The organism is Ancylomarina sp. 16SWW S1-10-2, from assembly GCF_009669305.1.
Classification (GTDB): Bacteria; Bacteroidota; Bacteroidia; order Bacteroidales; family Marinifilaceae; genus Ancylomarina.
Genome location: NZ_SADB01000019.1, coordinates 13,682 through 36,945, shown reverse-complemented (window position 1 = coordinate 36,945; position 23,264 = coordinate 13,682). Strand labels below are relative to the sequence as shown.

20 protein-coding genes and 1 tRNA gene are annotated in these 23,264 nt (G+C 33.3%); 4 read left to right on the top strand and 17 right to left on the bottom strand.

Annotated features, from left to right (window positions below):
• Positions 1 to 22: 22 nt before the first annotated feature.
• Complete coding sequence (locus tag EMN46_RS14680; protein WP_154201571.1) at positions 23 to 1,567, bottom strand: hypothetical protein; 1,545 nt, start codon at positions 1,565 to 1,567, stop codon at positions 23 to 25.
• Positions 1,568 to 1,724: 157 nt separating this feature from the next.
• Between EMN46_RS14680 and EMN46_RS14675 the strand changes: the two genes are divergently transcribed.
• Entirely contained in the window at positions 1,725 to 2,045 is a 321-nt protein-coding gene (locus EMN46_RS14675) for a hypothetical protein (RefSeq protein ID WP_154201570.1), read from the top strand.
• A gap of 584 nt (positions 2,046 to 2,629) precedes the next feature.
• Here the strand turns inward: EMN46_RS14675 and EMN46_RS14670 are convergent.
• Positions 2,630 to 2,941, bottom strand: coding sequence for a hypothetical protein (locus EMN46_RS14670; protein ID WP_154201569.1), 312 nt, complete (start codon positions 2,939 to 2,941; stop codon positions 2,630 to 2,632).
• A gap of 1,164 nt (positions 2,942 to 4,105) precedes the next feature.
• On the opposite strand from EMN46_RS14670, the gene lepA reads away from it, so the two are divergent.
• Positions 4,106 to 5,893: a translation elongation factor 4 gene (gene lepA, locus EMN46_RS14665; RefSeq protein ID WP_154201568.1), complete on the top strand. Its 1,788-nt coding sequence runs from the start codon at positions 4,106 to 4,108 to the stop codon at positions 5,891 to 5,893.
• 328 nt (positions 5,894 to 6,221) lie between these two features.
• On the opposite strand, the gene rnc is transcribed toward lepA, so the two are convergent.
• From rnc to EMN46_RS14650, 3 genes are read right to left on the bottom strand one after another with little or no spacing between them, the layout of a single operon-like run.
• Positions 6,222 to 6,968, bottom strand: coding sequence for a ribonuclease III (gene rnc, locus EMN46_RS14660; RefSeq protein WP_368667552.1), 747 nt, complete (start codon positions 6,966 to 6,968; stop codon positions 6,222 to 6,224).
• 3 nt (positions 6,969 to 6,971) lie between these two features.
• Positions 6,972 to 8,225 (bottom strand): beta-ketoacyl-ACP synthase II, encoded by a 1,254-nt coding sequence (gene fabF / locus EMN46_RS14655; RefSeq protein WP_154201567.1) that lies wholly within the window; start codon positions 8,223 to 8,225, stop codon positions 6,972 to 6,974.
• 23 nt (positions 8,226 to 8,248) lie between these two features.
• Positions 8,249 to 8,485 carry an acyl carrier protein gene (locus EMN46_RS14650; RefSeq protein ID WP_125030722.1) on the bottom strand — a complete coding sequence of 79 codons (237 nt, stop codon included), beginning with the start codon at positions 8,483 to 8,485 and terminating at the stop codon, positions 8,249 to 8,251.
• A gap of 388 nt (positions 8,486 to 8,873) precedes the next feature.
• On the opposite strand from EMN46_RS14650, the gene purN reads away from it, so the two are divergent.
• Entirely contained in the window at positions 8,874 to 9,443 is a 570-nt protein-coding gene (gene purN / locus EMN46_RS14645; protein ID WP_154201566.1) for a phosphoribosylglycinamide formyltransferase, read from the top strand.
• An 83-nt stretch (positions 9,444 to 9,526) separates the two neighbouring features.
• Here the strand turns inward: purN and EMN46_RS14640 are convergent, their stop codons facing one another.
• The 5 genes from EMN46_RS14640 to leuS all read right to left on the bottom strand — a co-directional run bounded on the left by EMN46_RS14640 (position 9,527) and on the right by leuS (position 16,695).
• Positions 9,527 to 10,834, bottom strand: a complete 1,308-nt coding sequence (locus EMN46_RS14640; protein ID WP_154201565.1) for a peptidoglycan DD-metalloendopeptidase family protein — start codon at positions 10,832 to 10,834, stop codon at positions 9,527 to 9,529.
• A 217-nt stretch (positions 10,835 to 11,051) separates the two neighbouring features.
• Complete coding sequence (locus EMN46_RS14635) at positions 11,052 to 11,912, bottom strand: YitT family protein (protein ID WP_154201564.1); 861 nt, start codon at positions 11,910 to 11,912, stop codon at positions 11,052 to 11,054.
• Between the two features lie 68 nt (positions 11,913 to 11,980).
• Positions 11,981 to 12,841, bottom strand: coding sequence for a YitT family protein (locus EMN46_RS14630; protein WP_154201563.1), 861 nt, complete (start codon positions 12,839 to 12,841; stop codon positions 11,981 to 11,983).
• Positions 12,842 to 12,948: 107 nt separating this feature from the next.
• Positions 12,949 to 13,809, bottom strand: a complete 861-nt coding sequence (locus tag EMN46_RS14625; protein WP_154201562.1) for a YitT family protein — start codon at positions 13,807 to 13,809, stop codon at positions 12,949 to 12,951.
• Positions 13,810 to 13,932: 123 nt separating this feature from the next.
• Positions 13,933 to 16,695: a leucine--tRNA ligase gene (gene leuS, locus EMN46_RS14620; RefSeq protein ID WP_154201561.1), complete on the bottom strand. Its 2,763-nt coding sequence runs from the start codon at positions 16,693 to 16,695 to the stop codon at positions 13,933 to 13,935.
• A 343-nt stretch (positions 16,696 to 17,038) separates the two neighbouring features.
• Between leuS and EMN46_RS14615 the strand changes: the two genes are divergently transcribed.
• Positions 17,039 to 17,112, top strand: a tRNA-Arg gene (locus tag EMN46_RS14615).
• A 116-nt stretch (positions 17,113 to 17,228) separates the two neighbouring features.
• On the opposite strand, the gene EMN46_RS14610 is transcribed toward EMN46_RS14615, so the two are convergent.
• The 7 genes from EMN46_RS14610 to gdhA form a co-directional block, all read right to left on the bottom strand.
• On the bottom strand, positions 17,229 to 17,696 hold the full coding sequence (locus EMN46_RS14610; protein WP_154201560.1) for a biopolymer transporter ExbD: 468 nt from the start codon (positions 17,694 to 17,696) through the stop codon (positions 17,229 to 17,231).
• Positions 17,696 to 18,268, bottom strand: coding sequence for a biopolymer transporter ExbD (locus tag EMN46_RS14605; protein WP_154201559.1), 573 nt, complete (start codon positions 18,266 to 18,268; stop codon positions 17,696 to 17,698). Before EMN46_RS14605 ends, EMN46_RS14610 begins: the two co-directional genes overlap by 1 nt.
• 48 nt (positions 18,269 to 18,316) lie before the next feature.
• The gene (locus tag EMN46_RS14600) at positions 18,317 to 18,766 is read right to left on the bottom strand and encodes a hypothetical protein (protein ID WP_154201558.1); all 450 of its coding nucleotides are present in this window, start codon (positions 18,764 to 18,766) and stop codon (positions 18,317 to 18,319) included.
• 9 nt (positions 18,767 to 18,775) lie between these two features.
• The gene (locus EMN46_RS14595) at positions 18,776 to 19,585 is read right to left on the bottom strand and encodes a MotA/TolQ/ExbB proton channel family protein (RefSeq protein ID WP_154201557.1); all 810 of its coding nucleotides are present in this window, start codon (positions 19,583 to 19,585) and stop codon (positions 18,776 to 18,778) included.
• A gap of 216 nt (positions 19,586 to 19,801) precedes the next feature.
• Positions 19,802 to 20,821, bottom strand: coding sequence for an asparaginase (locus EMN46_RS14590; protein ID WP_154201556.1), 1,020 nt, complete (start codon positions 20,819 to 20,821; stop codon positions 19,802 to 19,804).
• 78 nt (positions 20,822 to 20,899) lie between these two features.
• On the bottom strand, positions 20,900 to 21,667 hold the full coding sequence (locus EMN46_RS14585) for a TatD family hydrolase (RefSeq protein ID WP_154201555.1): 768 nt from the start codon (positions 21,665 to 21,667) through the stop codon (positions 20,900 to 20,902).
• 87 nt (positions 21,668 to 21,754) lie between these two features.
• Positions 21,755 to 23,092, bottom strand: a complete 1,338-nt coding sequence (gene gdhA, locus EMN46_RS14580; protein WP_154201554.1) for an NADP-specific glutamate dehydrogenase — start codon at positions 23,090 to 23,092, stop codon at positions 21,755 to 21,757.
• Between the last annotated feature and the right edge of the window lie 172 nt (positions 23,093 to 23,264).

The following is a 23,264-nucleotide window of genomic DNA, read 5'->3' as shown; positions in this document are numbered from 1 at the left end:
ATTGTTCTGAGAGCTTCTTTGTTTATTTATTTGTTCTAGCTTTTTCCATAATTACATCTTGAACAGGTCGCTTCTCAATTTTAGAATCCAACCACGATATGATATCAAGATAAAGAAAAGCTCTCTTTTCAAAAGGATCATTTACCCATTGCATCAAGTCACTTCTCGATTTAATAAACTCCTCTTTTAACTGATCTGGACGAATGCCACTTAATCGTCTAATAAAACGCAAGATATACTTCTGAACTTCCTGTAAATCTTCCATTTTAACCAAGAAACGATAGGTCGATCTAATTTGATAATCGAGATGGTCGGTGTGTTCCAATTCATAATGACTAATCAAATTCAGAATACGTGCAAAACAATGAATATCTGTCCTTAAAGACGTATCTTTTTGCTCAATAATTTTGTTTAAAAACTGAATTGCTTCTCGGTATTCTCCGCATCCAAAATAAAGACAGGCTATCTTGTAATAAAAAACTAAGTTTCGATGCTTATCTAAACTGTATTTATTTTCTTCAATAAAACTTTCAATTTGAGGAACAAGAGCCGTACCATCTTTAAACCTACCCTCCATAAAATACAGGTTTATTTGATGCATATAAGAAAACTGTTTTTGCAGAATTGAAAGATTGGTATTTACGCTCACATACTCCTCGTTCTCTAGCCCCATAAGAAGCTCTAGGTTATTCTTAAACTTACTAAGATGATTGGTATAAAATAAAGCGACCAATACATTATTAAGCGCTTTAAGATATAAATCACATTGACTTGAAATTAGATCAGGATTCTGCTGAAATAAGTCGACCCATTTTTGAGCATATTTATAGCACATTAAAAAGTCCTGAATAATTAAGTAATACCAAACATAGGATTGATAGAGATAAAGCTTTTCGTAAAAGCTTAGCTTAGTCATATCCACCGATTGAATATTGGAATTAAAAAATTCACTAACCATCAAAAGATCCTTATCGTCTCTTGCATACCCAACCTTAAGATATAAAGCATACAAACGGATCGACATATTTGAGAAATAAATGATTCCACCCATTTCGTGATTAAGTCCTACTGATTCTGCAGTAATTTCATCAGCTCTAGTCTTAATACTCTTAGTCACATACTGAGATTCAATAAGTTTCTCAAACTCAACAATCTCAAGATTAAGCAATTGGCGCTCATATTTTTGAGTTAAAGCCTTACTCTTTTCTAGCATTTTCAAGCTCTGTTGATACAAACCTTTATTATATAAGACCTTGGCATGATCAATTTGCTCACGAATATTTATCGTAACATCATGGTTTACCTGTGTCAACCTCAAACTTGTTAAAAGTTGCTTATAAAGGTGAGCTTTTAAGTTCGGAAGTTGAGATAGCTTAATATCCTTAGCTCGTTTAAAGATAAGTTCTTCCTTGTAAATTTCCATTTTATCGATAGAATCGAAAACTTGAATAAATTTACTCTCCTTTCCACTTCCTATTCGATTGGCGTAAAGTTTAAAATTTCTCTTTTCCGACTTAGTCATCGATTTAATAAGTTGGAATAAGGGTTCTATTTGATGCTTAGACATAGTAGTTTTTTTTTCTGTATCTAACTTATAAACAAGTTATTTAAAACATAACTAAACTTTTGAACTTCGAGAATATAAACAAAAACGTTTTTTCAAAGCCTAAGCTATGTGTTACTTTTATATCGTTTTCAAATTAATACAGTTAGCAATATAGGATATGCGATCAAATGTAATAAAATTCGACAAACTTGATTTAACAAATGGGATTGAATCTGATTCAATAAACTTAAGTCAAAAAAAATCTCTTAATAAAATGATACTAGATGAACTTTCTGTTATTCTAGGTCAAGATATAAATAAGGGTTTAAAAATGATTGAGCAATTTATTAGCAACGAAGAAATGGTCGCTTTTAAATCAAAACTCGAAAATCAGATTTCAACAAAACAAGAAGTTTCTTACGAAGCTATCAGTAATAAAAGACACCTAAACAACTTAAAGTCTTGTTTTGAAGGTATTTCTTCTGACAGCATATTATAATATTATTTAAGATCGAAATAAATCTAATTTTAAAGATGATTTATTTTAATTGAGGTTATTTAAAATGGAGTTATCTCCATTCAAACACATAATTGTTAACCAAAGCAGAGGAATACTAGGTTGTGAGGATAGTGAATTAATTGCTTAGTCGGGTCAATTATAAATAATTGAAACCACCCCTTCTATTAGAATTAGTAGTTTATTTCTGAAGCATTATTAACTTATCCGATCACTTAGATTCTTCAATTTTAATTTATTCCTTTTCGCTATTCTCCTTCTATCGGAATAAACCTTAAGCGAAAAAATTAATACTCCATAAAGCATACTAACTAATATTGGTACCGCGACTGAATTATTAAGGTCCCAACTTAACCACAAAATAAAAATAATGATTTCGATTAGTATCAAAGTTAGTATTAATTTATCCCAATATTTAGAATCATAATATGAACTCAATACTGGACAATTCATATCAATCATTTTAATTAAGTCGGCTCTAATATTTCCCAATCATTCTCTTCTTTGGTTTTCTTATAAAAAGTAAATCTCACTTTCTTAGCATTTTTCAATGCAATTACTATTGTTTAAATTGTTCTGGCTTTATTATGATCGATCCGATACCATTTGACCATATCCCATGAGTGTTTTCTTTGATTTAAATATCCAAACCCTTCATCGTCTATTTCTGTTTTTTGTTCTTTGATTTGTATTAATTGTTTGTAAAAAATAAGACCTAAAATAAGTACAGGAAAAGAAAGAAGAATTGATAACAATTGGTTGCTTGCTACCTTTAATAACACCAGAATAGGGCAAATGACTATAGGTGACGTAAATATTCCTATATTAATTAAAGCATATGAAATATTATCGACACTTTGAAATTTGTATTTTTTCATAATTCCAAAAATACAAATTATTACTTTTGATACATATCAAAATTCAACTTTAAGAAATAGCCTCACTGAAAAAGGTGTCGTTTTCTCATTGATAATTAATATAGGTACTCCTAGTCCCATATCATCTTCATAACAACGCCATCTTGTATAAAGCTCATTTAAGTTTCCCAAAGGGTAAGCATAAACACCAAATTTCACAGTACTCTATTCCAGTTAAAACATTTCACTCTCTTAATCATCCTAAATCGTAATATTCGATATGGTAACTTCAGAATCAACAACCAAAGCCATATCATTTATGCAAATCTCATCTTCACTAATTAACTTTACACTATCATCCTATTTATCACATGCTGTGAATATAAATCCGACTCCAATTAATAAAATGAATAATAAACTTTTCATAATTATAGGTTTTATGTATTAAACTCATTTTAATCTAAAAGGCAACTTAATTTTCCTCTCTTACACATATACCGTATGAGACATCTTTTACCCTCCATTTAACTTGAAAAAAAATCTAAATATGTAATCGAAAACAAATAAAAAGCCTTTATTTATAGGCATCACAGAATTATAGTCAGGTATACATAGTCGTTCATCAACAAAAACTATCTATTCATATAAAACAGATATTTCTTGGGTTACTTTTTGTCTAAATAAGGAATTAAGGGAATAGAACGTGTTGTTTCATGTTGGTAAAAAGAATGATAAATGAAGGAAAAGGAATTAAAAAAGGCACAATTATATTCAATTTTGGGTTTCGGTATTACAGTACTAGGTATACTACTCAAATTTTATTCAAAAATTAAATATTACTCCTATTTGTTACTCATAATAGGCACATGCATTTGCTTATTTGCATTAATAAAAACCATTAAAACTTTAATAAAATAAATTCTGGCTCTGTGTTGTTTTAGCTAAAAAGTTAAACTCAATACTTCAATTTAAAATGAAATTAAAATCAATTAAATTAAGAATATCTCTTCCAAAACTTTAAATTCCATTATCACAATCCGTACTCCCTTTGTTATAAACATCTTACACACTTTGTCTAATCCAAGGAATTGAATATCTTTGTAGATTGATTGAGAAGCGCCGTAATGAAGTTGACTAAGTTGAAAATCGGTGGAATTTCAAGCATTATCTAATTTGATTTTGAAGATGAAGAATATTCGTAATTTTTGCATAATTGCCCATATCGACCACGGGAAAAGTACACTTGCCGATCGATTATTACAAGTAACTGAAACTGTTAGCGAACGCCAACAGCAAGCTCAAGTACTTGATGATATGGATTTGGAACGAGAACGTGGTATCACCATTAAGAGTCATGCCATTCAGATGGACTATGCTGAAAATGGTGAAAACTATGTACTAAACCTAATTGACACCCCAGGACACGTCGATTTTTCGTATGAGGTATCAAGATCTATTGCAGCATGCGAAGGCGCCTTATTAATTGTTGACTCTACTCAAGGAATACAGGCTCAAACAATCTCCAATCTGTATTTAGCAATTGAGCAAAACTTGGAAATTATCCCTGTCCTCAATAAAATTGACTTACCAAATGCCAATCCGGAAGATGTAGCAGATCAAATTGTTGATCTTTTGGGTTGTGATAGAGACGAAATTATATTAGCTAGTGGTAAAACAGGAGAAGGTGTTCCTGATATTTTAAAAGCTATTGTAGCTAAAGTTCCTGCTCCTAGTGGCGATAACAAAGCTCCTTTACAAGCTTTGATCTTCGATTCTACATACAATGCCTTTCGTGGTATTATTACCTACATAAGAGTAATGAATGGTGAAATACGAAAAGGCGATCCCGTAAAGTTTCTAAATACCGATAAGGAATATATTGCTGATGAAGTTGGTGTATTACGTTTGGAACGTGAACCTCGAAAGATATTAAATACGGGAGATGTTGGGTACATTGTATTGGGCATAAAAACATCGACAGAGGTTAAAGTCGGTGAAACCATTACAAATAAAATTAATCCTTGCGAAAAAGCTATTGAAGGTTTCGAAGAAGTGAAACCAATGGTATTTGCAGGTGTTTATCCTATCGATAGTGAAGATTACGAAGACCTGCGTGCTTCGATGGAAAAATTAAAACTAAATGATGCTTCTCTTACTTTTGAACCAGAATCATCTTTAGCACTTGGTTTTGGTTTCCGATGTGGTTTCCTTGGCCTTTTACATATGGAAATTGTTCAAGAACGTTTAGATCGCGAGTTCAATATGAACGTGATTACTACTGTTCCCAATGTATCCTATATAGCACATACAAAAAAGGGTGACGTGTATGAAATGCACAACCCTTCGGATATGCCAGACCCAAATTCACTGGAATTTATCGAAGAACCTTTTATTCGTGCTCAAATCATCACAAAATCTGAATTTATTGGCTCGTTAATGACCCTTTGCATGAGCAAAAGAGGTATGATGACCAATCAGCAATACCTAACAAGCGATCGTGTTGAATTAACTTACGAGATGCCTTTGGGTGAGATTGTATTCGATTTTTACGATAAGCTTAAGAGTATTTCAAAAGGTTATGCTTCATTTGACTACTTCCAAATTGGATTTAGAGCAGCCAAACTAGTAAAACTTGATATTCTTCTTAATGGTGAAGGTGTTGATGCACTATCTACTTTAATCCATTTCGACAATGCTCAATCATTCGGACGAAGAATGTGTGAGAAGCTAAAAGAGCTTATTCCACGTCAGCAATTCGATATTGCTATACAAGGGGCTATTGGAGCTAAAATAATCTCTAGAGAAACTGTAAAAGCCGTTCGTAAAGATGTAACCGCAAAATGTTATGGTGGAGATATTACTCGTAAGCGTAAACTACTTGAAAAACAGAAAAAAGGTAAGAAAAAGATGAAACAAGTGGGTAATGTGGAAGTTCCACAAAAAGCCTTCTTAGCTGTTCTTAAACTAGATTAATTCAGCTTCATTTTATTAAAATATAATTTAAACCCTTCAATTTCTTGAAGGGTTTTTCTTTGCCAAGAATTAAAGTTTTCATACCCTTTTAATAAAAGCTTAAGTGTCTTGCTCAAAAATTGAGTCATCATTTTGAAAGACGTAACTATCAAAATGAATTCGAATCAGATCAATATAAAATAGAGTTCTCCCCAAAAGATGGGAAACAAACAGATTAAGAATAAAATATCTAAGCAAAAACAAATTTTCTGATTCATAAAACCCAAAAGAGGATGATAGCTAACTATCATCCTCTTTTGCTCTGCGAGCAGAATACAATTAACTACAACTAGGCTGTAGCTACCAAAGGTTCGTCAAGATGCTGTAAAGCTTCTTTTGCAGCCATCTGCTGAGCTTCCTTTTTAGATGCACCAATACCTTTTCCCATCAAATTTTTCTCAATCTCAACTTCAGAAATAAATACCGGTAATTTCATCACCTTATCTAATCCATTTTCTCGAGTATCAAAAACGACATCTTTCTTATTTTTTTGAGACCACTCTATGAGCTTACTCTTAAAGTTTGTTTCAACAGAAACCACTTCTTCAATATTGATGTGATTACGAAAGATCTTATCCTCGACAAAAGTTTTAGTAACAATATATCCCTGATCAAGAAATATAGCTCCTATTAGAGCTTCAAATGCATCACCATAAATATGCTTGTTGTTATTCAGGTTAACATTCGACATAACTTGTTTATCCAACCCAATTGTAATAGCCAATTTATTTAAAGATTCGCGACTTACAATTTTCGAACGAATTTGAGTAAGAAAACCCTCATTCTTATTGGGAAAGTATTTGTATAGAATATCAGCAGTAATCGATCCTAAAATGGCATCTCCTAAGAACTCTAATCGCTCATTATTCATAGGAAGTCCATCCTCACTGGGAATAGATGCTGATTTATGTAAAAACGCTAGTTCGTACAATTCAATTTTATTAGGACTAAAGCCTAATAGATCAAAAAACAATCCATAAAACTCCCTCTTAGGAAAGAATCGAAGTTTTATGGATCGAATAATAGATTTAATCACAAATTATTCAGTAAAAGATTTGAAAATCACTGAAGCATTGTGTCCACCAAAACCAAACGTATTGCTTAAAGCAGCTCTGACAGGGCGCTCTTGAGCAGTGTGTAGAGTCAAGTTTAATTTTGGATCAATTTCAGGATCTTGTTCCCTGTGATTGATAGTTGGTGGTACAAGAGAATTATTAATTGCTAGAATACTAGCAATAGCTTCAATAGCACCAGCAGCTCCCAAAAGGTGACCTGTCATTGATTTTGTAGAACTAATGTTCACTTTGTATGCATGCTCACCTAATACAGCTTGAACGGCTCTCAATTCAGGAATATCTCCTACTGGAGTAGATGTTCCATGAACATTGACATAGTCAAGATCTTCAGGTTGCATATTAGCATCTTGCAATGCCATTTTAATTGCACTAATAGCACCACGTCCTTCAGGATGTGTAGCAGTCAAGTGATAAGCATCACCAGACATTCCGCCACCAACAATTTCAGCATAAATCTTAGCACCACGAGCTTTAGCGTGTTCATATTCTTCAAGAACAAGAGCACCAGCTCCTTCTCCCATTACAAAACCATCACGGGTTTTACAAAATGGTCGAGATGCAGATTTGCATTCTTCATTATTAGTTGAAATTGCCTGCATTGAACTAAAACCACCTAGTCCCGCTTCATTAATTGCAGCTTCTGAACCACCTGATATAAAGACATCAGCTTTACCCAAACGGATATAGTTCATTGCATCAATCATAGCGTGAGTTGATGAAGCACATGCAGAAACAGTACTATAGTTAGGTCCTTGGAAGCCATATTTCATTGAGATATGACCAGAAGCAATATTAGAAATCATCTTTGGAATAAAGAAAGGAGAGAAACGAGGAGTTCCATCCCCGTTTGCATATCCTATAGCTTCATCTAAAAAACTCTTAATACCACCAATTCCAGAACCCCAAATTACTCCGGCTCTTGTTAAATCTTCCGCTTCTAAATCAAAACCTGCATCTTCAACAGCCTCTTTAGCAGCAACTAAAGCATACTGTGCATAAAGATCAAGTTTACGAACTTCTTTGCGGTTGAAATAAGCCGTAGGATCATAATTTTTAACCTCGCAAGCAAACCTAGTTTTGAATTTTGAAGCATCGAACTGACGAATCATGTCAGCTCCACTTACTCCATTCTTCAAACTTTCCCAATATTCAGCAACACTGTTACCAATTGGGTTAATGGTTCCAAGACCAGTTACTACTACTCTTTTAAGTTCCATAAAAAAAGTTCTGGGTTAATTAATTACTTAGCGTTTTCTTCGATATAAGAAATAGCGGCACCAACAGTTCCGATATTTTCTGCTTGATCGTCTGGAATAGCAATATTAAATTCCTTTTCGAATTCCATGATTAACTCAACTGTATCCAATGAATCAGCTCCTAGGTCATTAGTGAAGCTAGCTTCGATAGCAACTTCAGTTTCATCAACACCTAATTTGTCAACAATGATTGCTTTTACTCTAGATGCAATATCAGACATAACTTTAAAATTTTAGATTAATATTTAAAAAACTAATAAATTTCTAACTCTGCAGAGAAATAAAGTTACGATAAAAATCAAACTTATTTCCACATAGCTGGACGCAAAGGTAATCCTTTTTATTTCTCATGTGAAAGGATTTACCATTAAATTAACCCCTATCCAGCCTTTCTACTTGATAATCTGAATGATAAGGATGTAGAAAGAAACATGTAATATGCTATCCAAATTTCTTGTTAGTAAAGCTAAACATCTAGACATCTGAATAATAGATAAAACACATAAATATACTGAAAAAGCAGGATATTTATTAAAAATGAAGAAAAACAGAAGAATATAAATTTATTTATTAATTAACTTTGCCGACAATAAATACGAAACAACAAGTATGAAAAAAATAGCCATTTTAGCTTCTGGATCAGGAAGTAATGCTGAAAACATTGTAAACTATTTCGAATCAAATTCTGATGTTGAAATTTCTATTATTCTCAGTAATAAAAAAGATGCCTTCGTTCTCGAAAGAGCAAAAAAATTAAATATTCCAAGTCAATCATTCACTCGTAAAGATTTTTACGAAACCGATACTATAGTTGATCTATTAGTAGAAATGCAGATTGACCTTGTTGTATTAGCAGGCTTTTTATGGCTAGCACCTCATTCTCTTATTCAAGCTTTCCCTAATCGAATAGTTAATATTCATCCTGCTCTTCTTCCAAATTATGGTGGGAAAGGTATGTATGGTATGAATGTTCACAATGCAGTTATCAACAATAAGGAAAAAGAAAGTGGTATTACAATTCACCTTGTGAATGAAAAATACGATGATGGAAAAACAATTCTTCAAACTAAATGTCAGATAAATAAAAATGACACAGCCGAAGATCTTGCTAATGAAATCCACAAATTAGAATACGAATATTTTCCTCGTGCTATTGCAAGTTATTTAAATCAGCTTTAAAAAAGCTCATTGTTATATATCAAAAATGGGAGCAAGTTTTAAACTTGCTCCCATTTTATCTATTACACCTATTATATATAAGATTATTCTAACCTCTGGAAGGTTGAATCAAAAACCAATTCATCTTGAACTTTTTTAACACCACCATCTAGCTCCATCAATAAATGATCTTTTACTTTATTGTAATCTGCAATATTTTGCTCTGAAACTGGTGCAACTGGAGGCGATTTCATTTTAAGAGGATTAATTGCGACCCCGTTTTTATGTACTCTAAAATCTAAATGAGGTCCTGTAGCCAAACCACTTGCTCCAACATAACCAATCACTTGTCCTTGTTTTACCCTAGAACCAACACCCACATGTTTTCCAAATCGAGAAAAATGCATATAGGTTGTCGTATAAACCGAATTATGCTTGATTTTAAGATAACGCCCTCCACCTCTTTTTTGATATCCTTTTTTTACCACAACACCATCACCAATAGTCATAACTGGAGTACCTGTTGGTGCAGCATAATCGATACCATGATGAGCACGATAACGTTTAAGAACAGGATGGAAACGTCTATTTGAAAACCTAGAGCTTATACGGGAATAGTGTAAAGGAGCCTTCAAAAATGCTTTTTGTAAGCTATTTCCATCTTCATCAAAATAACCCTCCTTTTCCCCATCAGTGTAAGCAAATGCATAATTATTTGATTTACGATGAACAAAGTTTGCAGCTATAACTTTAATCTGATGAATAGATTCTCCTTCAATCATTTCTTCGTCGTATATAACATGAAATTCATCTCCTTTTCCAATGCCAAAAAAATCGATTGTCCATGCATAAATATCAGATAATTCCATCGAAAGGAGTGGATCTGCATTAGACTCTAGCATAGCATTCCACAATGAAGATGTAATTGTTCCACTAATCTGTTTGCGAACTTTTGTAATTTCCTTCTGCCCTTTGTAAACTTGAATTGTATCAGTCAAATCAAATACAATATATTCTTTTGGTGTATTCTCGTAAATAAAATATTCAGCAGTTTTTAAACTATCCTTAGTATAAAGCATAGCATATTTTCTTCCTGATTTTATCTTTCTAACATTAAAAACTTTTTTTGCTTTTTGAGAAATATCATAAATAAGCTTCGAAGAGACTCCCTGTTTACTCAATATAACAGAAAGTGTTTGGTTGCGTTTTATCTTAAATTCTTCAAGCTGAAAATCATCTATAGAAAACCCATACTTGTAATTGACCTCCTGATTCTGAACTGAATCAATTAATACTGGTTTAGCCTTATCAGTTTCGGTCAAGTCTAAACTTGTTCTATTATTAAAAAAATATAAAACAACAAAAATCAGAATTGGAAAAATTAGGTATTGAACTTTTAGAAAACGCTTCATAAAACAATTTAAGCTTCAAAAATTAAAATTTGGTTGGATATCTACAAAAAATCAACCCATACAATTTACACTTGTTTTCTTCTAGCTGACTTCGTTGCCGAAGTTAACGTATTATATATGTGGATACAAATTGCCGGGTATAGAATGATCTACACCCGGCAATTTTTAACATTATTAAACTTTCTAATTTGCTTCTTAAGAAATAATCAACAATATTTTATTTTATTTTATCGAACCCTTGTCCGTAGACTCCCATTACTGATCCCATTGAAATAAAAGCATCTGGATCTACAATTTTCACCATTTTAAGAATCGCTTGAGCATCTTTTTTCTTTGCTAAAAGTACAAATACCTTTACATCCTCTTGAGAATAACCCCCTTTGGCTTGAAGCTCGGTCATTCCTTGACTTAGATCATAAATAATCTCTTCTCTCATCTCATCATACTTCTTGGTAAAAATAAAAATCTGAACAGATTGTTTACTTCCCTCAATCACCATATCGACACAATAAGCACTCACACCCATGGCTACAAAACCATAAACAACTTGCTCGATAGAATTTGAAAGAAAATATGAAGATGATATAATAAGTAAATCCAGAGTTAAAAGTAATTGACCAGGACTATAATTTCGATATTTATTAATTATCATGGCAATGATATCGGTACCACCTGTACTACCACCTTGAGACAATATAATACCAGCACTAGCACCAGCCATTATACCCCCAATTATAGCACACATGAATCTATCACTTACCAAAGGTTCAGTAATTACAGACTGCAGAAACCACAAGAAAAAAGAAAGGACAAAAGTTGCAAAAATAGTTTTAACACCAAATCCAAAACCTAAGACCCTCATAGCCATTACAAGTAGTAATCCATTTATAATAAATACAGAGTAACCTACTTTAAATCCTGTTATAAAATAAATAATAGTTGCTATACCTGTAACCCCACCTCCAACAATTTCAGATGGAATTAAGAAACCTGTCCAGCCAACCGAACCAATAAAAAGTCCTAAAGCAATAATAAAATAAGACTTGAATTGCTCGGTAAAATTCACATTACTTACCATTATATGATTTTAAAATTTTTCTCCCAAACCTGGGCTTATTTACGGGCTCAAAGTTAGTAAGAATTTTCTTAGGCACGAATTTCATCGAAACCAAAACCATAAACCCCCATCACGGAACCCATAGAAATAAATGCATCAGGATCATGCTGTTTCACTATTCTGAAAACCACTGGTGTTTCATGTTTACGAACAACAACCATTAATATCTTTTTATTTTCCTTTGAATACCATCCCTGAGCATCGAAAACAGAGATTCCTCTACTGGTATGTAAGCCAATTTCGTCGGCCACTTTTGCATAATCTTTAGTAACAATAAACATTTGTGCTGATTGTTTATTCCCACTTATAACCATATCGATAGCATAAGAAGCAACCCCCATACTAACATAACCATATACGATACTCGTTACATCACCAAAAACAAAATAAGAAGATGCAATAACAAAGACATCAATATAAAACATGACACGTCCTGGACTGATATTCTTATATTTATTTACAATCATGGCTATTGTATCAGTTCCTCCAGTGCTTGCTCCCTGTGAAATCGTAATGCCAATTCCAACACCACTTAATATACCACCAATAATTGCAGCCATAAATTTATCATCAACGAAAGGTTCAGAAAAGAAACCTTGCAGTATACTAAGGAAAAAAGAACTCAATAGAATACCATAAATCGTTTTACCACCAAATTTAGGTCCAAGGATTTTTAAAGCTATTATTATTAAAAAACAGTTAATAATCAAATAAGATAATCCAACAGGAATGGTCTCACCAGAACCATAAAAGATTAAAGTTCCTATACCACTAACCCCTCCACCAATGACCTTTGATGGAATTAAAAAAGCAGTCCAACCAAAACTATAAATCGCTAATCCCAGAGCTATAACTAAGTAGGATTTCAATTCTGCAGTGTTCAATTTCATATTCTAAGGTATTATTTTTTCAAGATTATTTTACATTTAAAATAAAAAAAATAACAGCTTTAAAACACAAAATATTAGCATTTTTAGACTACAATATCTATGAGTTTTTAGGCACGAATTTCGTCAAAACCAAAACCATAAACCCCCATAACAGATCCCATGGAAATAAATGCATCAGGATCGTAATGTTTCACTATTTTAAAGATAAGAGGCGTTTCATGTTTACGAACAACAACCATCAATATCTTTTTGTTTTCCTTTGAATACCAACCCGTAGCATCAATAATAGAAATACCTCTACTGGCATGTAAACCAATCTCATCGGCCACTTTTTCATAATCCTTGGTAATAATAAACATTTGTGCTGACTGCTTACTACCGCTAATAACCATATCGATAGCATAAGAAGCAACCCCCATAAATACATAACCATATACGATGGTAGGAACATCATTAAAAAAGATATAAGAAGATGCAATAATAAAGACATCGAAATATAAAATAACACGCCCTGGACTGATATTCCGATATTTATTTATAATCATCGCTATAATATCGGTACCTCCACTACTACCTCCCTGAGAAATAGTAATACCAACTCCAACACCTCCTAATATACCGCCAATAATGGCACACATAAATTTATCGTCAACCAAAGGTTCAGTAAAGAATTCTTGTTGAACACTAAGGAAAAAAGCACCCAATATAATAGCATATATCGTTTTAGCTCCAAACTTAGGTCCCAGAATTTTTAAAGCGATTACTATCAAAAAACAATTAATAATTAAATAAGATAGCCCTACAGGAATTGTCTCTCCAGAGCTATAAAAGATTAAAGTTCCGATACCACTAACACCACCACCAATGATTTTTGATGGTATTAAAAAGGCTGTCCAGCCAAAACTATAAATTGCCAACCCTAGAGCAATGATTAAATAGGATTTCAATTCAGTCGTATTCAATTTCATTTTCTTAATTATTACTTTTTTGATATTAATATGACACTTTACCTTTAAGCAAAAAAAAGCTTCAATTTCATTGATTAGTCAATGAAATTAAAGCTATTTAAATATGAATTATTAGCTTTCTCTTTAGACTACTATATTGATGATTTTCTTAGGAACAATAATCACCTTTTTAGGGGTTTTACCATCTATCCATTTTTGGGCCTGTTCACTAGTCATTACAATCTTTTCAATTTCATCTTTAGATAGACTTAACGGGAGTTCTAATATGAATCTCATCTTCCCATTAAATGACACCGGATATGAATAAACGTCTTCAACCAAATAGGATTCATTCAAGACTGGGAAATTTGCATCAGTGATACTGGTGTTATTTCCACACAGCTTCCAAAGTTCTTCCGTTATATGAGGTGCAAAAGGAACTAAAAGTATAAGTAGTTCTTCTAAAATCGCTTTTTTATTACATTTAGAACTATTCAATTCATTTACACAAATCATAAAGGCAGACACAGAAGTATTAAATGAGAATCTCTCAATATCTTCTTGAATTTTCTTTATTGTCTTGTGCAAAATTTTGTATTCAGCTTTTGTTGGCTCATCATTTGAAATTACAAATTCATTCTGGTCGTTGTGAAACAAACGCCATAATTTCTTCAGAAATTTATGAACACCATCAATACCATTGGTATCCCAAGGTTTTGAAGCCTCCAATGGTCCTAGAAACATTTCATACAAACGAAGCGTATCTGCACCAAATTCTTCTACAATCACATCAGGATTAACCACATTAAACATCGATTTCGACATTTTCTCTACAGCCCATCCACAAATATATTTACCATCTTCTAGCACAAACTCAGCATCTGCATACTCAGGCATCCAATTTTTAAATGCTTCAGTATCTAGAACATCATTTTTCACAATATTCACATCAACATGAAGTTCGGTAGTATCATAATCTTTTTTCAAGCCATATGACACATACTTATTTGAATTCTTAATACGATAAACAAAGTTAGAACGACCTTGAATCATACCTTGATTAATCAATTTTTTGAAAGGTTCATTTTTACAAACTTCACCTATATCAAAAAGGAACTTATTCCAAAATCGAGAATAAATTAAGTGACCTGTAGCATGCTCAGTACCACCAATATATAAATCGACATCTTGCCAATACGCATTAACTTCCTCAGAGACCAATGCATCGTTGTTACGAGGATCCATATAACGCAAGTAATAAGCAGACGAACCTGCAAAACCTGGCATTGTATTCAACTCAATAGGATAACCATCTTCAGTAGTCCAATTTGTTGCGCGACCCAAAGGAGGCTCACCTGTTTCTGTTGGCAAATATTTATCAACCTCAGGCAATTCAAGAGGTAATTTATCTAAGTCCATCATTTTTGGCATACCATCCTTAAAGTAAACTGGGAATGGTTCACCCCAATATCTTTGACGAGAAAAAATAGCATCTCTCAATCTATAGTTGATTTTCTTTTTACCTAAACCTCTTGCTTCAACTTCTTCGTTTGCTTTTACAATCGCATCTTTAACATCCAATCCGTTTAAGAAATCAGAGTTCATCGCCTTACCTGTTTTAGCATCGTAAGATTCTTCAGAAATATCACCACCTGATACGACCTGAATAATAGGTAAATCGAAATGTTTTGCAAAAGCATAATCACGACTATCGTGAGCAGGAACCGCCATAATTGCACCTGTTCCATATCCGGCAAGTACGTAATCGCTCACCCAAACAGGAATCTCATCACCTGTAAAAGGGTTTATAGCATACGCACCTGTAAATGCACCACTAATTGTCTTAACATCAGCTAATCGCTCCCTTTCAGTTCTTTTTTTAGTTGCCTCAATGTATGCATCAATATCTGCTTGACAATCTGGTGTAGTTAATTCCTTCACCAAATCACTTTCGGGCGCTAATACCATAAACGTAACACCAAAAATAGTATCTGGACGAGTTGTAAAAACCTCCATCTTAGTATCTGAATCCTTCACGTTGAAGTTAACTTCAGCACCAACAGAACGACCAATCCAATTACGTTGAATTTCTTTTAAAGAGTCAGTCCATTCAAGTTTCTCCATATCTTCGAGCAAACGCTTTGCATAAGCAGATACTCTTAGAGACCATTGACGCATCTTTTTCTGCTCAACAGGATAACCTCCTCTTGCTGAAAGGCCATCTTTAACTTCATCATTTGCTAAAACAGTTCCCAATTTAGGACACCAGTTTACCAATGAATCGGCTAAATAAGCCAAACGATAATTCAATAGGATAGTTTCTTGATCTTTTTCACTTAAAGCATTCCATTCTTCAGCTGTAAAAATATCTTCTTGCGAAGTTGATGCATCAACATTAGCATTTCCATTGGCTTTGAATTCTAAAACCAAATCAGAGATTGCCTCAGCTTTCTGAGTTTTATTATTAAAATAATGATTAAACATTTCAACAAAAGCCCACTGAGTCCACTTATAATATTCAGGATCAGAGGTACGTATCTCTCTATCCCAATCGTAAGAAAAACCAATTTTATTTAACTGCTCCCGATATCTGTTGATATTGACCTCAGTAGTAATAGCAGGGTGTTGTCCAGTTTGAATCGCATATTGTTCCGCAGGCAAACCGTAAGCATCATATCCCATTGGATGCAAGACATTAAAACCTTTTAAACGCTTATAGCGAGAATATATATCAGAAGCAATATAGCCTAGAGGATGACCAACATGTAATCCTGCACCTGATGGATAAGGAAACATATCGAGCACATAAAATTTTGGCTTACTTGTATCAACATCGACTTTATAAGTCTTGTTATCAACCCAAAACTTTTGCCACTTTTTTTCTATTTCTTTAAAATTGTATTCCATGTTCAATAGCTAATTAGATATGAATTCCGATATTATTGGGATAAGAAATCCTAGAATACTAGTCAAACTTAAACTCCTATCTGATTGATGTATATAAGATTTAGATTTTTTTTCATTAGCATCGAAAATTTCAGCTGCAAAACTCAAAACCTACTCTCAATTAAAGCGCAAAATTAGTAAAAGTTTGAAATAAATAGTGACTTTATTCTAGGAAAGCGTAATTATTAAATTTTGTCTATTAAGGCTTTAACTAATCGTAATACAATTTAAAAAAAACATTAAACAAGCTAAAGCTAATTTTCAATAGATAATAAGATTAATTTTCTAAATTTGTTCTCGAATTGGCTCCGTAGTTCAGCTGAATAGAACGTCAGATTCCGGTTCTGGAGGTCATGGGTTTGAATCCCATCGGAGTCACACAAAAAGCTCGAAGCTAACGCTTCGAGCTTTTTTATTTTGATTGAATAAAAAATACGGCATAAAAAAAGGAGTTCTTGCGAACTCCTTTTTAAATATATAACTCGAATAAAAAATTATTCTGCAGTTTGTCTTGTTGAATAGTTCAACTTAAGAGAACTAGCTTTTCTAAGTTCTTGCTTAATATCAGTGATAATACCCATTTTAGTGTATTGATCAACTTTCAATGAAGTCGTTAACTTATTACGCAATTCTTCTTTCCTTGATTCACGTTCTGAAGCAATAAAAGATTGAATATCTTCAACTGTTGCAAATTGGTCATTCAGTTGGATACGAGGCAAAGTTCCATAATTTTTTTGGAACTTTCTCATAGGTACACCTACATAGATGTTACTTACAAGATCCTTTTTCTCCAATTTAGTAACCTCATTCGCTTCGGGAACCATAATATTTACATTTAAGTCAACTTCTCTCATAGTTGTAGCAACCATAAAGAAGAATAACAACATAAATACAATATCAGGAAGCGAAGCTGTTGATATAGCTGGCAATTCTTTCTTACCGTCTTTTCTAAACTTTGACATTATTTACCTCCTGTATTTCTTGGTTCTGCTTCAGAAATTTGCACTGGAACATATTTTCGAACAGCATCTTGTTGATCTTCATTAAGCTCTTCGTATTTTTTACCCCATTGCTGTATAGACTTCTCATCTTTTAACTCACGAGAAGCTGCTGCAAGTTCATCCTGAACGCGAATATAAGTTTCATATTTTGTTCCTCGGTCATTCTGTAACGAAATCAATCCCTTAGACACCATAACATCCCCAAAATAGGGTACGTTTTTTACGGCTTTTTCAGGAAGAGATTCACTGTTTGTTGGATTCAAGAAGAACTCTTTTGTTTTATCACGCAATTGTGAAATACTAAGAACTTCTCCGTTTACCAACAATTCATTGTTACGGTTCACCAAAATGGACAAAACATTACGTTGCTTAACCTTTGGTGGCGTTTCTGAAGAATCTTCTGGAATAGCTGGCAATTTTTTGTAGATACCTGTATCCACATCCATTGTCGTTGTCACCAAGAAGAAAATTAACAGAAGAAACGCGATATCGGCCATCGAACTCGAATTTATCTCTGGTGTTTTTCTTGCCATAATATTATTAATTAAGGTTTACGATTCAAAATTAATCAAATCTTTATCTTAGCGAAATTTCCTCATTGTTTCCGTCACTACGATAGAAACGATAGCACCTACACCTAAAACATAAGCGGTATATAAAACGGTGTCAGCAAACACTAACGGACCCGCACTATTATCGTCTCCAGTATAACCAGGAAGTTTTAACAATGTATCGTCAGCTAAAGAATAAGCTATAAAGACAATTAATCCAAGACCGGCAAGTCCTGCTAAACCTTTAAGAGCTCCCTTAGGATTGTCTATTATCTGAAGGATAGGAAACAATACAGATATGGCAACAGTGATATAAAACAATACCGTTGCATAACTAATCAACGAATCGGTATATACCGGCGTATCATAAGTTTGATTTGGTAATTCTCCACCAAAGTAAAACATGGCTACAAAAATAACTGTAAGACCAAGCATTACATAGGTAAGAATATTTAAATATTTACTCAATGTATTTGACATAGTCGAATATTATTTTTTCAATTTGTATTTTACTAAGATATCAAGAAGAGATATAGATGCATCTTCCATGTTGTTTACAATACTATCAATTTTAGCAGTACAGTAGTTATAGAATACTTGAAGAATCATTGCAACGATCAAACCAGATACAGTTGTAATCAAGGCAACTTTAATACCACCAGCTACAGCAGCAGGAGAAATAGTACCCATTGACTGAATAGAGTCAAATGCACCAATCATACCAATTACTGTACCCATGAAACCTAACATAGGAGCAAGACCAATCATCAATGAAATCCAAGAAAGACCTTTTTCTAAAAGACCCATTTGAACTGAACCGTAAGAAATTACTGATTTCTCAACAACATCTACACCTTCATCAACACGATCAAGACCTTGATAGAAAATACTAGCGATAGGACCACGAGTGTTTCTACAAACCTCTTTAGCAGCATCAGCACCACCATTATTCAACGCTTCTTCTAAGTTAGCAAGCAACTTTTTAGTGTTTGTTGTTGACATGTTCAAGTAGATTATTCTCTCAATACTAAGAGCTAAACCTAAGATTAATGTTAACAATACAAAACTCATAAACATTGCACCACCTTGGATGAATTGTTTTTTAACTACAGCATGGAAAGAAGTACTTTCAATCACTTCTTCTTCAGCTACTTCTTCAGCAACGTCTTGAGTTGCTTCATCCTGAGTATCCACTGTAGCTTCAGTAGTTTCAGTAGTTTCATCTTGAGCAACGGCATTGAATGATGCTCCAAAGTTCAGCATCCCAATAACTGCTATAAATGCAAATAATTTTTTCATAGTCTGTTTTTCAAATTTTAATTAACGAAATTATTTTTTACAAAATTAAACGGTTCAATTTATGAATAATCAATTAGCAACAATCAATTATTTTTTCTTCTTAGAAACGAGTTCAAGACTCTTGTCCTATCTAACATCACCTCTCTTATTATATAATGTAAGATGATTTTAACAGTGGACCAAATTACTAAAAAAAAATGGAAAACAAATTTTATACTAGCATAATTCTCCTTTGATGGACTTATTTAAATAGAATATTATCTTATCCGAATCAAGCGGCTGCCCTAATAAAAACATTAATTTGGTAATAGCACCTTCAGTAGTAATATCATAACCACTAACAACGCCAATATCTCGCAAGATAACACCTGTTTCGTACAAACCCATATTAACACTTCCTGAAGGACATTGAGTTACATTATATATGATAACTCCTCTGCTTATTGCATCTTTTATAGAATCGATGAACCATTCATCGGTTGGTGCATTACCAGCACCATATGTTTCCATCACTACTGCTCGTAATCCTTCTATATTTAAAATAGCATCCACAGTCTGCTTATTTATACCAGGAAATAATTTTAAAATGGCAATATTCATATCCAAATTGGTGTTAATACTAAACATTCCATCTGAAACATTTCGAATTACAGCATTATTATAATGAATATTGATACCTACTTTTGCAAGATCAGGGTAATTATAAGAATAAAAAGCGTTAAAATATTCGGCGTTATGCTTTGTTGTACGATTTCCTCGAAATAGTTTATTTTCAAAAAGCACACAAACTTCTGGCACAATTGCTTTTCCATTTTTATAGTCAGCAGCAATCTCAATAGCAGTTATTAAATTTTCTTTACCATCGGTACGTAACATTCCAATTGGCAACTGCGAACCAGTAAATACAACAGGCTTACCAAGGTTTTCTAGCATAAAACTTAATGCTGAAGCAGAGTATGCCATCGTATCAGTACCATGAAGGACAACAAACCCTTCATACTTTTCATAGTTTTCTTTAATCAGATTTGCAATTCTAATCCAGACCTCTGGATTAAGATTGGAAGAATCTATAAGTGGATCAAAAGCTATAGATGTTAACTCAAAACCGAAATTTTTAAGCTCAGGAACTTGTTTCAGAATGTGATCAAAATCGAAAGGTTTTAAAGAACCAGTTACGGGATCTTTAACCATTCCGATAGTTCCTCCAGTATAAATTATTAAAATTGAAGTCTTCATGTATCTATAAATTTCTTTTTTTTCTGATCTTCACAATAAAACAGTCAAATCATTAGCTTTCCAAAATCTCAAATTTCACTAAACATTAAATAAGCGTTGAGCATTTTGGCTTGTAATTTTTGTCACCTCTTCGAGAGACAAATTATGAATCTCGGCCAACTTCTCGGCAACAAGTGCAACAAATGCAGATTCGTTTCTTTTTCCTCTTTTGGGTGTTGGCGCTAAATAAGGCGAATCGGTTTCCAAAATTAGATATTTTGTATCAATTTCCTTAACAACTTTGTCTAATCCAGAATTTTTAAATGTCAGAATTCCATTTAAGCCTAACAAAAAACCCATATCGATAGCCTTATTTGCCTGTTCTAAATTGCCTGTAAAAGAATGAAAGACACCTTTTAGATTTTGATTTTTGAAAGAATCTAAAATTTCAAAAATTTCGGAGAATGATTCACGAGCATGAATAACAACTGGCAAGTCTCTTTGAATAGCCCACTTTATTTGTTGTTCAAAAACAAACTGCTGCTCTTTCAAAAATATTTTATCCCAATACAAATCAATCCCAATTTCACCAATTGCGATAAATTTTTCTTTGTCAAGCCATTTTTCACAAATAGCTAACTCTTCTTCGTAGTTTTCTTTAACAGATGTGGGATGTAAACCCATCATTGGCAAACAAAAACCAGGATAATCTTTCACCAACTTAAACATTGGCTCAATAGATTCAGAATCAATATTGGGTAAGAAAATCTGTCCAACATTAACATCTTTAGCTCGCTGAATCACTTCAGCAATATCCTCATCAAAAGCTTCAGAATATATATGTGAATGTGTATCGATTAACTTCATAACTAATATTTTCTTTTCAAAAATAACTCTTATTGAATAAAAAAGCCGGCATAAGCCGGCTTTTTATATATTTAAAGCGTTAGGATATTATACACATCCTTGAGCTACCATTGCGTCAGCAACTTTGATGAATCCACCAATGTTAGCACCTTTAACGTAATTGATTTTACCATCAGCACCTGTACCATATTTAACACAAGTAGCATGAATTTCACTCATAATGTGAGCTAATTTCTCGTCAACTTCTTTAGCTGTCCAGCTATATCTCATTGAGTTTTGAGACATTTCAAGACCTGATACTGCAACACCACCAGCATTAGCAGCTTTTCCAGGAGCAAATACACAATTTTTAATTGCATAGTTTACAGCTTCAGCAGTACAACCCATATTTGAAGTCTCAATGATATATTTACAACCATTAGCAACTAGTTGCTTAGCGTCGTCTTCATTAAGTTCGTTTTGGATAGCACAAGGGAATGCCATATCAACTTTAGCTTCCCAAGGTTTTTTACCAGCGAAGAATTTAGCACCGAATTTTTCAGCGTAAGGAGCAACAACGTCATTATTAGTAGCACGAAGTTCCAACATATACTCAATTTTCTCAGCATCAAAACCAGCTTCATCAAGAATATATCCGTCAGGACCAGAAATAGTAACAACTTTAGCACCTAGTTCTGTTAATTTAGAAGCAGCACCCCAAGAAACGTTACCGAATCCAGAAAGAGCAACTCTTTTTCCTTTAATTTCTTCTTTTTGTTCAGCCAACATATGTTGAGCAAAATATACAGAACCGTAACCAGTAGCTTCTGGACGTACGATAGAACCACCGAATTCACGACCTTTACCAGTTAAAACACCAGTAAATTCGTTACGGATTCTTTTATATTGTCCGAAAAGGTAACCAATTTCACGTCCACCAACACCTATATCACCAGCAGGTACATCAGTATCAGCGCCAATATACTTACACAACTCAGTCATGAAAGATTGGCAAAAACGCATGATTTCATTATCAGATCTTCCTTTAGCGTTAAAGTCAGAACCACCTTTACCACCACCCATAGGTAGAGTAGTTAAAGAGTTTTTGAAAGTTTGCTCGAATCCTAAGAATTTAAGCACACTTAAAGTTACAGAAGGGTGAAAACGTAAACCACCTTTGTAAGGTCCGATTGCACTATTAAACTGAACACGGTATCCGCGATTCAATTCTACTTCACCTGCATCATTAATCCATGGCACACGGAACATCATAGTTCTTTCTGGCTCACACATTTTTTCTAAAATCTTTGCAGACTTGTACTTTGGGTTTGCATCATATACATCCCACACTGTTTCTATTACTTCTTCAACTGCTTGGTGGAATTCTATTTCACCTGGAGTTCGACCTTTTAGGGCCTCCATGAATTCTTTAATCTTCGCTTCCATGTCCAAATTATGTTATGAAATTAAAATAAGATTGTTGTGATACAATTGTTATTATTCTTGTTCAAATGTATATAAAATTCAATAATCTCAAATTTATTTTGCAAAAAAATTCAAACGTTTTAAAAAAAATATAAACACTGACTTACAGCGACTTACAGATAATAAAATTCTG